This is a genomic window from Streptomyces sp. yr375 (genome assembly GCF_900110755.1).
Lineage (GTDB): Bacteria > Actinomycetota > Actinomycetes > Streptomycetales > Streptomycetaceae > Streptomyces.
In genome coordinates this window covers 141,741-154,435 of record NZ_FOFF01000008.1, presented here as the reverse complement: position 1 = coordinate 154,435, position 12,695 = coordinate 141,741, and the positions used below count along the sequence as shown (strand labels likewise).

9 protein-coding genes and 2 pseudogenes are annotated in these 12,695 nt (G+C 71.1%); 4 read left to right on the top strand and 7 right to left on the bottom strand.

All coding sequences use genetic code 11. The features are described from left to right. Both BMZ82_RS11675 and BMZ82_RS11670 read right to left on the bottom strand, forming a co-directional pair. Nucleotides 1–1,518, bottom strand: a complete 1,518-nt coding sequence (locus tag BMZ82_RS11675) for an ABC transporter ATP-binding protein (RefSeq protein WP_093774551.1) — start codon at nucleotides 1,516–1,518, stop codon at nucleotides 1–3. Then, a complete protein-coding gene (locus BMZ82_RS11670) occupies nucleotides 1,499–2,560 on the bottom strand; it encodes a BMP family ABC transporter substrate-binding protein (RefSeq protein WP_093774549.1) in 1,062 nt (353 codons plus the stop codon). Before BMZ82_RS11670 ends, BMZ82_RS11675 begins: the two co-directional genes overlap by 20 nt. A gap of 345 nt (nucleotides 2,561–2,905) precedes the next feature. Here BMZ82_RS11670 and mtnA point away from each other — a divergent pair, with 345 nt between their 5' ends. Beyond that, nucleotides 2,906–3,937 (top strand): S-methyl-5-thioribose-1-phosphate isomerase, encoded by a 1,032-nt coding sequence (gene mtnA / locus BMZ82_RS11665; protein WP_093774547.1) that lies wholly within the window; start codon nucleotides 2,906–2,908, stop codon nucleotides 3,935–3,937. Nucleotides 3,938–3,957: 20 nt separating this feature from the next. Here mtnA and mtnB read toward each other — a convergent pair whose 3' ends face one another. The 3 genes from mtnB to BMZ82_RS11650 are packed head-to-tail and all read right to left on the bottom strand — an operon-like array spanning nucleotide 3,958 to nucleotide 5,911. After that, nucleotides 3,958–4,566: a methylthioribulose 1-phosphate dehydratase gene (mtnB, locus tag BMZ82_RS11660; RefSeq protein ID WP_093774545.1), complete on the bottom strand. Its 609-nt coding sequence runs from the start codon at nucleotides 4,564–4,566 to the stop codon at nucleotides 3,958–3,960. Then, nucleotides 4,563–5,315 carry an acireductone synthase gene (gene mtnC / locus BMZ82_RS11655; protein ID WP_256251860.1) on the bottom strand — a complete coding sequence of 251 codons (753 nt, stop codon included), beginning with the start codon at nucleotides 5,313–5,315 and terminating at the stop codon, nucleotides 4,563–4,565. Before mtnC ends, mtnB begins: the two co-directional genes overlap by 4 nt. Then, nucleotides 5,312–5,911 carry a 1,2-dihydroxy-3-keto-5-methylthiopentene dioxygenase gene (locus BMZ82_RS11650; protein WP_093774543.1) on the bottom strand — a complete coding sequence of 200 codons (600 nt, stop codon included), beginning with the start codon at nucleotides 5,909–5,911 and terminating at the stop codon, nucleotides 5,312–5,314. Before BMZ82_RS11650 ends, mtnC begins: the two co-directional genes overlap by 4 nt. A 292-nt stretch (nucleotides 5,912–6,203) precedes the next feature. On the opposite strand from BMZ82_RS11650, the gene BMZ82_RS11645 reads away from it, so the two are divergent. The 3 genes and pseudogenes from BMZ82_RS11645 to mtnK all read left to right on the top strand — a co-directional run. Further along, complete coding sequence (locus BMZ82_RS11645) at nucleotides 6,204–7,301, top strand: substrate-binding domain-containing protein (RefSeq protein ID WP_093774541.1); 1,098 nt, start codon at nucleotides 6,204–6,206, stop codon at nucleotides 7,299–7,301. After that, a pseudogene (locus BMZ82_RS42690) lies at nucleotides 7,288–8,445 on the top strand (ATP-binding cassette domain-containing protein); the annotation flags it as partial. The gene BMZ82_RS11645 and the pseudogene BMZ82_RS42690, both read left to right, overlap by 14 nt. After that, a pseudogene (gene mtnK, locus BMZ82_RS42685) lies at nucleotides 8,443–9,378 on the top strand (S-methyl-5-thioribose kinase); the annotation flags it as partial. The pseudogenes BMZ82_RS42690 and mtnK, both read left to right, overlap by 3 nt. Nucleotides 9,379–9,507: 129 nt before the next feature. On the opposite strand, the gene BMZ82_RS11635 reads toward mtnK, so the two are convergent. Together BMZ82_RS11635 and glpK are read right to left on the bottom strand one after the other, a co-directional pair. After that, nucleotides 9,508–11,124 carry a glycerol-3-phosphate dehydrogenase/oxidase gene (locus tag BMZ82_RS11635; RefSeq protein WP_093774537.1) on the bottom strand — a complete coding sequence of 539 codons (1,617 nt, stop codon included), beginning with the start codon at nucleotides 11,122–11,124 and terminating at the stop codon, nucleotides 9,508–9,510. A 19-nt stretch (nucleotides 11,125–11,143) separates the two neighbouring features. Beyond that, nucleotides 11,144–12,682 carry a glycerol kinase GlpK gene (gene glpK / locus BMZ82_RS11630; RefSeq protein ID WP_093774535.1) on the bottom strand — a complete coding sequence of 513 codons (1,539 nt, stop codon included), beginning with the start codon at nucleotides 12,680–12,682 and terminating at the stop codon, nucleotides 11,144–11,146. Nucleotides 12,683–12,695: the final 13 nt, after the last annotated feature.

Genomic DNA, 12,695 nt, shown 5'->3' with positions numbered 1-12,695 from the left:
TCAGTGCGTGGCCTCCACGGGAGCGCCCGCCATCGCGAGGCCCAGCGTCCGTTCGTCCGCGTCTTCCTTGGCGTACGAGGCCGTGATCCGGCCCTCGTACATGACCAGGACCCGGTCCGCGAGCCCCCGGATCTCGCTCAGCTCGGCCGAGACGAGCAGGACGGCGTGACCGGCGTCGCGGTAGGCGACGATCTGGTCGTGGATGTTCTGGATGGCGCCGATGTCGACCCCGCGGGTCGGCTGCTCGACGAGCAACAGCGGTGCGTCATGGGCGAGTTCGCGGCCGATCAGCAGCTTCTGCAGATTGCCGCCGGACAGCGCGGACGCGGGGACCTCGGTGGTCGCCGCCTTGATCCCGAACCGCTCGACCAGCCGCCGGGCGTGCGCTCGGACGGCCGCCGGGGGCAGCAGGCCACGGGCGGACAGGGACGTACGGTGATGGCCCATCGCCAGGTTGTCCGCGACCGAGGCGGCGGGCGCGGTACCCACCGCGTGCCGGTCCTCGGGGACGTAGGCGAGGCCCTTCGCACGGCGCTCGGTGGCCGAGGCGTGCGTGATGTCGTCGCCGGTGAGGGTGACCTGGCCGGCGGTGACCGGCCGCAGCCCGGCCAGCGCCTCCACCAGCTCGCTCTGCCCGTTCCCGGCGACGCCCGCGACCCCGACGATCTCACCGGCGTGGACGGTGAGTTCCACATCGTGGACGGCATCCGTGCGCAGACCGGTGACCCGCAGCACCGCGTCGCCGGGCGTGCCCGGCGCGTGGACGCGGTCCAGCTCGACCGCGCGGCCGGTCATCGCGGCGGCGATCTCGCCGGCCGTCGTGTCGGCGGTGACGAGCCGCGCGACCACCCGGCCGTCCCGCAGGACCGTCACCCGGTCGCTGCCCTCCAGCACCTCGCGCAGCTTGTGGGTGACCAGGATCACCGTACGGCCCTGCGCGGTCAGTGACTTGAGCACGACGAACAGGGCGTCCGCCTCGGCCGGCGTGAGCACGGCCGTCGGCTCGTCGAGGATGAGCGTACGAGCGCCCCGGTGCAGCAGCTTGAGGATCTCCACGCGCTGGCGCAGCCCCACCGGGAGGTCGCCGACCCGGGCGTCCGGGTCCACGGCCAGCCCGTGCTCCGCGGCGAGTTCACGCACCCGGCGGCGGGCCGCGGCCCGGTCCACCAGGCCGAAGCGGCGCGGCTCGGCGGCGTAGCAGACGTTCTCGGCGACCGTCAGCGAGTCGAACAGCTTGAAACTCTGGTGGACCATGCCGAGCCCGGCGGCCATGGCGGCGGAGGGGCTCGCGAACCGCACGTCCCGCCCGTCGATCCGGACCGTCCCGGCGTCGGCGCGCTCCATGCCGTACAGGATGGACATGAGCGTGGACTTGCCCGCGCCGTTCTCGCCCATCAGCGCGTGGATCTCACCGCGGCGGACGGTCAGGTCGACGGCGTCGTTGGCGAGCGTGCCGGGGAACCGCTTGGTGATTCCCCGGAGCTCGACGGCGACGTGCTCAGGAGGCGGCGGGGTCATCGACCTTCAGCTCTCCGGAGACGATCTGGTCGCGCAGCGCCGCGACCTTCGTCAGGACGTCCTTGTGGTCGGCGATCACGCACTTCGACGTGGCCACGCCGGCCTCCAGGCCGGTCAGGCTGATGCCGCCCTCCTTCAGACCGTACGAGACGCTGGTGCCCGTCGTGCCGCCGAGGACCGACTCGATGCCCTTCTCGACGGCGACGTCCGTGCGCTTGATCACGTTGTCGACGACCGTGCCCGGGGCCGAGACGCACTGGTTGACGTCCACGCCGTACGCGAACGCGCCCTTGGCCTTCGCCGCCTCGAAGACGCCGTAGTTGCCGGCCGCGGCCGCCGCCATGATCTGGTCGTAGCCCTTGGCGAGCAGGGTGTTCGCCTGCTCCTTGGCGCGCGCCGAGTCGTCGAAGGGGGACTGGCCGCCGACGAACCGGGTGGACGTCTCCGTCTTGGCGGCGACCTTCTTCGCGCCGGCCGCGAACGGGTCGCTGTAGCGGCGGAACTGGGGCGTGTCGAGCACGTCGACCGCGCCGACCTTGCCGGACTTGCTCAGCAGACCCGCCTCGGCGCCCGCCAGGTAGACGCCCTCGTGCTCGCGGAACACCGCGCAACTGACGTTCTTGTACGTCTTCGTGGTGCACGCGTCGACGATCAGGAACTGCTGGCCCGGGTTCTTCTCGGCCTGCTGCGCGACGAGGTCGGCGAACTCGAAGCCGACCAGCACGATGACGTCCGGCTTCGCGTCCACCGCGGCGGCCACGTTCTGCTGCTGCGAGGCGGCGTCGGTCGACTCGTAGACCTTCTCGGTCCCGCCGTGCCGCTTCGCCGCGGCCTTGACGCCGGTGACGGCGAGCTTCAGGAACTCGTTCTGCCCGACGGCGTCGGGGGTGACGAGGGTGAAGGACTTGCCGCCACCGCTGCCGCCGCTCGCGCTCGCGGCGGAGTCGTCCTGCTTCGCGGCGGCGTTGCAGGCGGTGGCGAGGAGCGCGGTACCGGCCGCGAGCGCGGCGAACTGCACGGAGCGGCGGTTTCTGCGGTACATCGGGGACCTTCCGGGTATGCCGAGGGACGCGCTCGGCGGTGAGCACGGGGGGTGAGGGGGGTGGGCGCTGCGGCGGTGCGGGCTGAACTCGTGCGGGCTGAGGGAGGGCTGAGGCGCGGGCCGAGGGGGCGGGCTCAGCTACGACAGCCCTCGCCGGCACACCGGCCGAAGTCGAGGAAACGGCGCTTGGTCAGCGGCACGGGTCTTCCTCCTTCGTCTCGGTCTGCGGACTGGGTGCGTGACTGTAACACCCGTTTCCGGACACCCGCCCGGTTGTCTCGAACTATGGTTCTCCCAGGTCATGTACGGTGACCGACACCACCGGAACATCAGGAGTGTCCCGATATGTCCCAGGAATTGCGTGCTGTCGACTGGGCCGGAAACGGTCTCGTGCTCATCGATCAGACGCTGCTCCCGCACCGCGCCGAGACCGTCGCCGTCCGCGATGTGGACACCTTGGTCGACGCGATCCAGCGTCTCGTCGTGCGCGGCGCGCCCGCGATCGGCGCGGCGGGTGCCTACGGTGTCGCGATCGCGCTGCTCCAGGGGGAGCGCGAGGGCTGGACGGAGACCGAGACCCGCGAGGCCGTCGCCCGGGTCCGCGCGGCACGTCCGACCGCCGTGAACCTCATGGTGTGCGTGGACCGGGTCATGACCCGCTTCGCCGAGGGCATCGACGCGGTCCTCGCGGAAGCCGCCGCCGTGCAGCGCGAGGACGTCGAGGCGAACCGCGCGATGGGCGGCTTCGGCGCGGACTGGCTGCTGAAGCGGGTCGGCGAGGACCGCCCGCTGCGGATCCTCACCCACTGCAACACCGGCGCCCTCGCGACCGCCGGCTGGGGCACCGCCCTCGGCGTCATCCGCGAACTCCACGCGCGCGGCCGCATCGAGGTCGTCTACGCCGACGAGACCCGCCCGCTGCTCCAGGGATCGCGCCTGACCGCCTGGGAGTTGGTCCAGGAAGGCATCCCGCACTACGTCCAGGCCGACGGGGCCGCGGCCGGCACGATCCTGCGCGGCGAGGTCGACGCGGCGATCGTCGGCGCCGACCGCATCGCCGCCAACGGCGACACCGCCAACAAGGTCGGCACCGTCGGTGTCGCCCTGGCCTGCGCCGACGCGGGCATCCCGTTCCTGGTGGCGGCCCCGACGACCACGGTCGACCTGTCGACCCCGACCGGCGACGCCATCCACATCGAACTCCGAGGCGAGGACGAGGTGTTGGAGTGGGGCGGGGTACGGACCGCGCCCGCCGCGTCGCGCGGCCACAACCCGGCGTTCGACGTCACCCCTGGACGGCTGGTGACCGGACTGGTCACGGAGCGGGGCGTGTTGGAAGTGGCGGCCGGTCAACTCCCCGGCGAGCACCTGAAGTAGCCCGGCCGACTCCCGGGCGGTCAGCGGCGGGTGAGCTCCAACTCCAGGAGCCACTCGACGACTTCGGTGTGGTGGCGGGCCTGACGAGGGGTGTCGCCCCACACGTACAGCCCATGGCCCGCCACGACCACCGCCGGCATCCGGGGTTCGCGGGCCGCCTCCAGCCGGTCGCCGAGGACCTTCATGTCCTGGCTGTTGGCGATGACCGGCAGCGTCACCTCGACGTCGTGCGCCGGCTGGCCGACGCCCTTGAGCATCTCCACGTCCTTGAAGACGATCCCGCCCGGGTGCCGGTGCCCCATGGCCACGGACGCCACCGTGTGGACGTGCACGACCGCGCCCGCCCCGGTCAGCGCGGCCACCCGCGCGTGCAGCTCGGCCTCGGCGGACGGCCTGCCCCCGTGCACGGCGGCGCCCTTCCCGTCCACCAACACCACGTCGGCGGGCTTCAGTTCGCCCTTGTCGTGGCCGCTCGCGGTCACCGCGAGGCGCAGCGGGTCGCGGGTGAGCACCACCGACAGGTTGCCGGAGGTGCCGCGCATCCAGCCGAAGGCGGCGAACCGCGCGGACTCGGCGGCGAGCACCGCCCCCGCCTCCTCCAGGTCGAGGGCGCTGATGTGGGCGGTCATGAAGTGCTCCTGGAATTACCGATGGTGATCTCGTCGAACGTCCCCGCCTGCGCGTGGTCGCCGACGCCTTGCTCGTAGTACGGCTCCCCGGGCCGCCGGATCCCGACGGCGTGCCACCCGGCCGCGCGGGCCGCGTCCAGCTCGCCGGGCCGGTCGGAGAGGAACAGCAGCCGGTTCCCGGCGATCCCGGTCGCCTCCGCGATACGGCGGTACGACGCCGGGTCCTGCTTGGGTCCGGCGTTCTCGGTGTCGTACAGACCCGACACGAGCGACGTCAGGTCGCCCGCCGGGCTGTTGGTGAACCACGCCCGCTGGGCGGCCACCGAACCGGACGAGTAGACGTACAGCCGCACGCCCGCCGCGTGCCAGGCGCGCACCTCCGGTACGACGTCGTCGTAGAAGTGCGAGACGAGGTCGCCGCGGGCGAAGCCCTCGGACCAGATGACGCCCTGGAGGGCCTTCAGCGGGGTGGCCTTGCGGTCCTCGTCGAGCCAGCCGTTCAGGGTCTTCTCGACGGCCGCCGCGTCGGCGTCCGGCTCGCCCGTCTCCTCGCGGACCTGCGCGATCGCCCGCGCCACCGCCGGTTCCCCGGCACGCTCGGTGAGCAGTTCGGCGAACCGGGCGCGCGAGTACGGGTACAGCACGTCGACGACGAAGCCCGTGGCGCTCGTGGTGCCCTCGATGTCGAGCACCACGGCGTCCACGTCGAACGACAGGTCCGGCGACTCCGACGGGTCCGGCACGCTCACGCGGCGGCCCCGTCGGCCTCGTAGCCCGCCGCGATCGTGTCGTAGTCCGGGAAGCGGCCCGCGATGGTGGAGCCGGTGAAGTTGCCGATCCAGCCGTCCTCCTCGTGGAAGAAGCGGATCGCCGTGAAGGAGGGCTTCGTGCCCATGTCGAACCAGTGGGTGGTGCCGCGCGGCACGCCCAGCAGGTCGCCCTGCTCACAGAAGACCGCGTGCACCTCGCCGTTCGCGTGCAGGTAGAAGATGCCGGAGCCGGAGACGAAGAAGCGGACCTCGTCATCGTCGTCGTGGGTGTGCTCCTGGAGGAACTTCGCGCGCGCCGCCTTCGCCTTCGCCGGGAACTCCGGGTCGTCGCTCGGGTGCAGACCGAGGACGTCGACGGTGGTGAAGCCCTCCTGCGCGTTGAGCTTCTCGATCTCCGGGCCGTACGCCGCGAACACCGTCTCGCTGTCGGCGTCGAACGGCACGTCGGCGCGGACCGGCCACTGCTCGTAGCGCACACCGAGCGGCTTCAGGGCCTCGGCGATCTCGGCGGGGTCGGCGGTGCGGCGGACCAAGGTCTCGGGACCGGACTCGGACCAGGTCGTCAGCAGCGTCATGGAAGGAACTCCAGGAGTCTGGAAAGCGGAAAGAGAGCGGGGGTCGGCCGAAGGGTAACTTCCGATGGCTTGTACATGTACTGTGACATGGTCGTTGTCTCGTATGTCGAGATTGGGTGTCCATTCCTTTGACGGCTGGCTGAAAACGTTCTCATCTATCTGCGTATGAAGACGCTGCTGCTCGTGCGGCGGCTGTACGTGGACCTGCTCCGGTCGACCACGGCCCGCTGTCGCTGACCCCGCCCCATCTCGACCCCCTCAGCTCAGCACGTCCCCGTACCTGGAGCCCTTCATGCCCCGCGCCCGCCTGCCCTTCGCCGTGCTCTCGCTCGCCTCCGTCTCCGCCCTCGCCCTGTCCGGCTGCGCGCAGTCCATGGACGCCTCGAAGGGCACCGGTGACACGGCCGCCTCGGCGTCGGCCGCCACCGGGAAGAAGCCTGCCCCGTTCAGTGCGGGCGCGGTCAAGGTGGCCCTGGTCCGGCAGAGCGGCGCCGACGACTACTTCCAGCAGTGGGGCAACGGCGCGAAGGCGCAGGCCAAGGCCCTGGGCATCGACCTGACGGTGTACGACGCCCAGGCCGACAACGCCAAACAGGCCACCGACCTGTCCTCGGCGATCAACTCCGGCGCCAGGGCGATCATCATCGACCACGGCTTCCCGGCGACGATCCAGCCGGAGATCGACAAGGCGGTGAAGGCGGGCATCAAGGTCGTCGTCTACGACGTGGACACCGCCACCAAGGGCGTCGTCTCCACCGAGCAGGACGACGCGAGCATGGCGCAGGCGGTCCTCGACGTGATGGCCGCGAAGGTCGGCAAGAACGCCAAGGTCGGCTACGTCAACGTCGCCGGCTACGCGGCCCTCGACAAGCGCGACACCGTCTGGAAGTCCACGGTCGACGCGCAGGGCTGGCAGCAGGGGTTCAAGGTCGGCAAGGTCACCGACTCCACGGCCACCGACAACGTTCCCCTGGTCTCCGCCGCCCTCACCCAGCACTCCGACGTGACCGGCGTCTTCGCGCCCTACGACGAACTCGCCAAGGGCACCGTCCTCGCCGTGCAGAACAAGAAGCTCCAGGGCAAGGTGAAGGTCTTCGGCGCGGACGTCTCCAACGCCGACATCCAGCAGATGACCGCCGCCGGCAGCCCGTGGGTCGCCACGGCGGGCACCGACCCGTCGGCGGTCGGCGCGGCCGTCGTCCGCACCACCGCCCTCGAACTGGCGGGCCAGTTGAACAGGACCTCCGTGGAGTTCCCGGCCGTCGCCATCACCCAGGACTTCCTGCGCGCGAAGAAGATCGCCAACATGGACCAACTGCGCGAGGCACTGCCCGCGTTGAACCTGTCGCAGGTCTCGACCGCCGACTGGATCTCGAATGTCGCCCACTGAGACGACGCGGACGGCCGAGACGCCCGGCACGCCGGCCCTCGCCCTGCGGGACGTCAGCATGGCCTTCGGCGGCAGGACCGTCCTCGCCTCCGTGGCGCTGGACATCGCCCCGGGCAGCGTGGTCGCGCTGCTCGGCGCGAACGGCGCGGGCAAGTCCACACTGATCAAGATCCTGTCCGGCGTGCACACCGACCACGGGGGAGAGGTACGGGTCGACGGCGCACCGGTCACCCTCGACTCCCCCCTCGCCGCCCGCCAGTTGGGCATCCAGACGGTGCACCAGCGGATCGGCGAGGGCATCGTGCCCGGCCTCACGGTCGCCGAGAACCTGGTCTTCGAGGAGCTCGCCCAGAAACGCGGCAACCCGTTCCTGAACAGCCGCGGCACCCTCGCCCGCGCCCGCGAGATCCAAGCCGGACTCGGACTGGACTGGAACGACGCGGTGTTGAAGCAGGACGTCACCGAACTCGGCATCTCCGACCGGCAGTTGCTGATCCTGGCCCGCGCCCTGGCCACCCGCCCCCGACTGCTCGTCCTCGACGAGCCGACCTCCGCCCTCTCCGCCGCCGAGGCGCGGCGGCTGTTCGCGCTCGTCGAGCGGATGCGCGCGGACGGCATCGCCGTGCTGTACGTCTCCCACCGGCTCGGCGAGATCGACGCGCTCGCCGACCGGCTGGTCGTCCTGCGCGACGGCCTCCTCACCGAGGACCAGACCGCGCCCTTCGACTGGGACGCGGCCCTGCGCGCGATGCTGGCCCAACCCCCGGCCCGACCCCGGGCCCAGCCCGAGGCTCAGGAGGCGACGACGGCCCGGCCCGTCCGGGAGGGCGCCGGGGGAGAGGTCGTCCTCGCCGTGCGCGGGGTCCGTCTTTTCGAGGGCCGCTCGCCGCTCGACCTCGACCTGTGCTCCGGTGAAGTCACCGGCGTCGTCGGCCTGTTGGGCGCGGGCAAGACCGAGCTGGCCCGCGGCCTGTTCGGCGCCGAGCCCTTCGCCACCGGCACGGCCCGGCTCGACGGCGCCGCCTACGCGCCCCGCCGCCCCGCCGACGCCATCCGCGCCGGCGTCCACCTGGTCCCCGAGGACCGGCACGCCGACGCCCTCGTACCCGGCTGGTCGCTCGCGCAGAACATCTCACTGCCGTTCCGGGCGTACGAGCAGGTCGCCAGGGTCGCCCCCGACAAGATCCCGGCGATCCACGGCTACGACCCCGAGAACCACGCCCTCGTCATGGAGGACATGTCCGACCTGGAGGTCCTGCGCACGCTCCTGAACGAGGGCGCGCCCTACGGCCCGCACACCTCGGCGCGGATCGGCGAGCTGGTCGCCCAACTCTCCTTCGCCACCAGCGACTTCGGCATGCCGTCCGCCGAACGCAAAGCACTGATCGCGGCCTCGGTGAGCCCCGAGCTGTGCAAGATCACGGAGGACGTGGTCCTCTCCGAGCCGTACGTCGAGCACGAGCACAACCACTGGCACGAGGGGCTGGACGACCTCGCGTCCGCCGTCCGCGCCGACGCCCGGCTGCGCACCGAGGTCGCCGACCTCCGCCACACCTTCATGACCGGCGCCCAAGCCCTCCTCCACGGCGACCTGCACACCGGCAGCGTGATGGTCGGCACCCGCCAAGGGGCCCCCGTCGTCCGGGTCTTCGACCCCGAGTTCTCCTTCGTCGGCCCCATCGGCTACGACCTCGGCCTCTACTGGGCCAACGCCCTGGTCTCGGAGGAACGGGCCCGCGCCCTGGGCACCTTGTCCGACCACGCCGACCAACTGCGCCTCTCCTGGGAGGCGTTCGAAACCGAGTTCCGCCGCCTGTGGCCGACCCGCATCGACACCTTCTTCAACGACGCCTACCTGGACCGCTTCCTGGGCCAGGTCTGGACGGAATCAATCGGCTACGCAGGCACAGAAATCATCCGCCGCATCATCGGCTTCGCCCACCTCACCGACCTGACAACACTGGAAGACCCGGTCCCGGCATCCCGCCGCGCACTACTCCTGGCCCGCGAACTGATAGTGCGGCGCAAGCAGTTGAAAAACCCAAACGATGTAAGAGCGGTAGGACAGCCCACCTAAAGGGGCGCGGGGAACTGCGCGATCAGCCACACCGCGCACCCGCAGCCAAAAAACAACGGACACGGCACGTGAAAGGGGCGGCTCCTAGACAAAGGAGCCGCCCCTTTCACGTGCCGTACCACCCACGTCTCACTTCTTGTCGAGCAGACCCTGCACCCTGGCGCGGACCTCATTCGTGGCCAACCCCCGGATCGTCAGCGTAGTCCGGCGCCGCAGCACGTCGTCGACCGTCTCGGCCCACTCGTTGTCCCGCGCGTACACGACCTGCGCCCAGATCTCGGGAGCGTCCGGGTGCACGCGCTGCGCCAGCTCCGGGTTGTCGTTGGCCAGGCGGGCGATGTCGAAGGCCAGCGACCCGTAGTGGGTGGCCAGGTGGCGCGCCGTGTCGGCGGCCATGCGCGGGCCGGGCGCCGGGTGGTCGACCAGCAGCCGGTGCGCGACCGCGCGCGGATTGGCGACACCGGGCAGCGGCAGCTTCTTCGGCAGCGACGAGATCGGCTCGAAGTCCTCGCCCAGCGGACGGCCCGGCAGCGCCTCCAGCTTCTGCATGACCGTACGGCCGATGTGCCGGAACGTCGTCCACTTGCCGCCCGCGACCGACAGCATGCCGCCACGGCCCTCCGTGACCACGGTCTCCCGCTTGGCCTTCGCCGTGTCGCCGGGGCCGCCCGGCAGCACCCGCAGGCCCGCGAAGGAGTACGTGATGAGGTCCCGGTCGAGCTGCTGGTCGCGGATGGAGAACGCGGCCTCGTCCAGTATCTGGGCGGTGTCCTTCTCGGTCACCGAGACGTCCGCCGGGTCGCCCTCGAACTCCTCGTCGGTGGTGCCGAGCAGCAGCATGTCCTCCCACGGGAGGGCGAAGGTGATGCGGTACTTGTCGATGGGGGTCGCGAGCGCCGCCTTCCAGGGGGCGGTGCGCTTCAGGACCAGGTGTGCGCCCTTCGACAGCCGGATGGACGGCGCCGCGTTCGGGTCCTCCAGCTTGCGCAGGTGGTCGACCCACGGGCCGGTCGCGTTCAGGACGAGCCGGGCGTTGACCCCGAACTCGTCGCCGGACTGCCGGTCGCGCAGGTCGGCGCCGGTCACCCGGCCCTTGGTGAACCGCAGGCCGGTGACCTCGGCGTGGTTGAGGACGACCGCGCCCGCCTCGACGGCCGCGCGCACCGTCATCAGCGCCATGCGCGCGTCGTTCATCTGGTCGTCGCCGTACACGGCCACGGCCTTGAGGTTGTCGGTGCGCAGCTCGGGCACGTCCTGCGCGGCCTTGGCCGGTGACAGCAGGTGGCCGACGCCGTCACCGAACGCCGACAGCGCGGAGTAGGCGAAGACGCCCGCCCCGAGCTTCGCCGCGCCGTGCGGCCCGCCCTTGTACACGGGGAGGTAGAACGTGAGCGGGTTCGCCAGGTGGGGGGCCACCTGACGGGACACCGCACGGCGCTCGAAGTGGTTCTCCGCCACCAGCTTCACCGCACCGGTCTGCAGGTAGCGCAGACCGCCGTGGAGCAGCTTGGAGGAGGCGGAGGAGGTGGCGCCGGCGAAGTCGCCGGCGTCGACCAGGGCCACCCTGAGCCCGGACTGCGCTGCGTGCCAGGCGGTGGAGATGCCCAGGATGCCGCCGCCGATGACGAGGAGGTCGTACGACGCCTTGGAGAGCTGCTCCCGGGTCTCGGCGCGGCTCGGGTTGGAGCCGGACGCCGGGCGCGTCCCCAGGGCAGGCACGGACTGCAGGGTGGACTGACTGGTCATGTGGGGTTCTTACTCCTCGTCAGTTTTCGTCTTCGATCCAGCCCATGGTCCGCTCCACGGCCTTGAGCCAGCTCTTGTACTCACGGTCGCGGCTCTCCGCGTCCATGCGGGGGGTCCACTCGGCGGCCCGGCGCCAGTTGGCGCGCAGGTCGTCGGTGCTGGTCCAGAAGCCGACGGCGAGACCGGCGGCGTAGGCGGCGCCGAGGCAGGTGGTCTCGGCGACCATCGGGCGCACCACGGGGGCGTCCACGAAGTCGGAGAGCGTCTGCATCAGCAGGTTGTTGGAGGTCATGCCGCCGTCGACCTTGAGGGTCGTGAGCTCGACGCCGGAGTCCTTCGTCATGGCGTCGGTGATCTCACGGGTCTGCCAGGCGGTGGCCTCCAGGACGGCGCGCGCGAGGTGCGCCTTGGTGACGTACCGGGTGAGGCCGGCGATCACGCCACGGGCGTCGGAGCGCCAGTACGGGGCGAACAGACCGGAGAAGGCCGGCACGAAGTAGGCGCCGCCGTTGTCCTCGACGGAGAGCGCGAGCGTCTCGATCTCGGCGGCGGTGGAGATCAGGCCCATCTGGTCGCGCATCCACTGCACCAGCGAACCGGTGACGGCGATCGACCCCTCGAGGGCGTAGACCGCCTTCTGGTCGCCGATGCGGTAACCGACCGTGGTGAGCAGGCCGTTGTACGAGTTGACCGGCTTCTCACCGGTGTTCATCAGCAGGAAGGTGCCGGTGCCGTACGTCGACTTGGCCTCGCCCTCGGCGAAACAGGTCTGGCCGAACAGGGCCGCCTGCTGGTCGCCGAGCGCGGACGCGACCGGGATGCCGCCGAGCAGGTCGCCGAGACGGCCGCCGGTGACCTCGCCGTAGACCTCGGCGGAGGAGCGGATCTCGGGCAGCACGTTCAGCGGGACGCCGATGGACTCGGCGATCTTCTCGTCCCACATCATGGTGTGCAGGTTCATCAGCATGGTGCGGGAGGCGTTGGTGACGTCGGTGACGTGCCGGCCGCCGTTCACGCCGCCCGTCAGGTTCCAGATGACCCAGCTGTCCATGGTGCCGAAGAGGATGTCGCCGGCCTCGGCGCGCTCGCGCAGCCCAGCGACGTTGTCCAGCAGCCAGCGGGCCTTCGGACCGGCGAAGTAGGAGGCCAGCGGCAGGCCCGTCTCGCGGCGGAAGCGGTCCTGGCCGACGTTGCGGCCGAGCTCCTTGCAGAGCGCGTCGGTGCGGGTGTCCTGCCAGACGATGGCGTTGTGGACGGGCTCACCGGTGTTCTTGTCCCACAGCAGCGTGGTCTCGCGCTGGTTGGTGATGCCGATGGCCTTGATGTCGTCGCGGGTGATGCCGGCCTTCGCGATGGCGGAGGCGACGACTTCCTGGACGTTGGTCCAGATCTCGTTCGCGTCGTGCTCGACCCAGCCCGGCTTGGGGAAGATCTGCTCGTGCTCCTTCTGGTCGACGGAGACGATCCGGCCGTCCCGGTCGAACACGATGCAGCGGGAGGAGGTGGTGCCCTGGTCGATGGCGGCGATGAACGGCCCGGCGGTGTGCGCGTCGGTCACTGTGTGCTCCTGA

What these genes read in the sequence shown, in the direction of transcription:
- BMZ82_RS11675 (WP_093774551.1), bottom strand. Translation starts at nt 1,518, where the DNA reads ATGACCCCGCCGCCTCCTGAGCACGTCGCCGTCGAGCTCCGGGGAATC.
- BMZ82_RS11670 (WP_093774549.1), bottom strand. Translation starts at nt 2,560, where the DNA reads ATGTACCGCAGAAACCGCCGCTCCGTGCAGTTCGCCGCGCTCGCGGCC.
- mtnA (WP_093774547.1), top strand. Translation starts at nt 2,906, where the DNA reads ATGTCCCAGGAATTGCGTGCTGTCGACTGGGCCGGAAACGGTCTCGTG.
- mtnB (WP_093774545.1), bottom strand. Translation starts at nt 4,566, where the DNA reads ATGACCGCCCACATCAGCGCCCTCGACCTGGAGGAGGCGGGGGCGGTG.
- BMZ82_RS11650 (WP_093774543.1), bottom strand. Translation starts at nt 5,911, where the DNA reads ATGACGCTGCTGACGACCTGGTCCGAGTCCGGTCCCGAGACCTTGGTC.
- BMZ82_RS11645 (WP_093774541.1), top strand. Translation starts at nt 6,204, where the DNA reads ATGCCCCGCGCCCGCCTGCCCTTCGCCGTGCTCTCGCTCGCCTCCGTC.
- BMZ82_RS11635 (WP_093774537.1), bottom strand. Translation starts at nt 11,124, where the DNA reads ATGACCAGTCAGTCCACCCTGCAGTCCGTGCCTGCCCTGGGGACGCGC.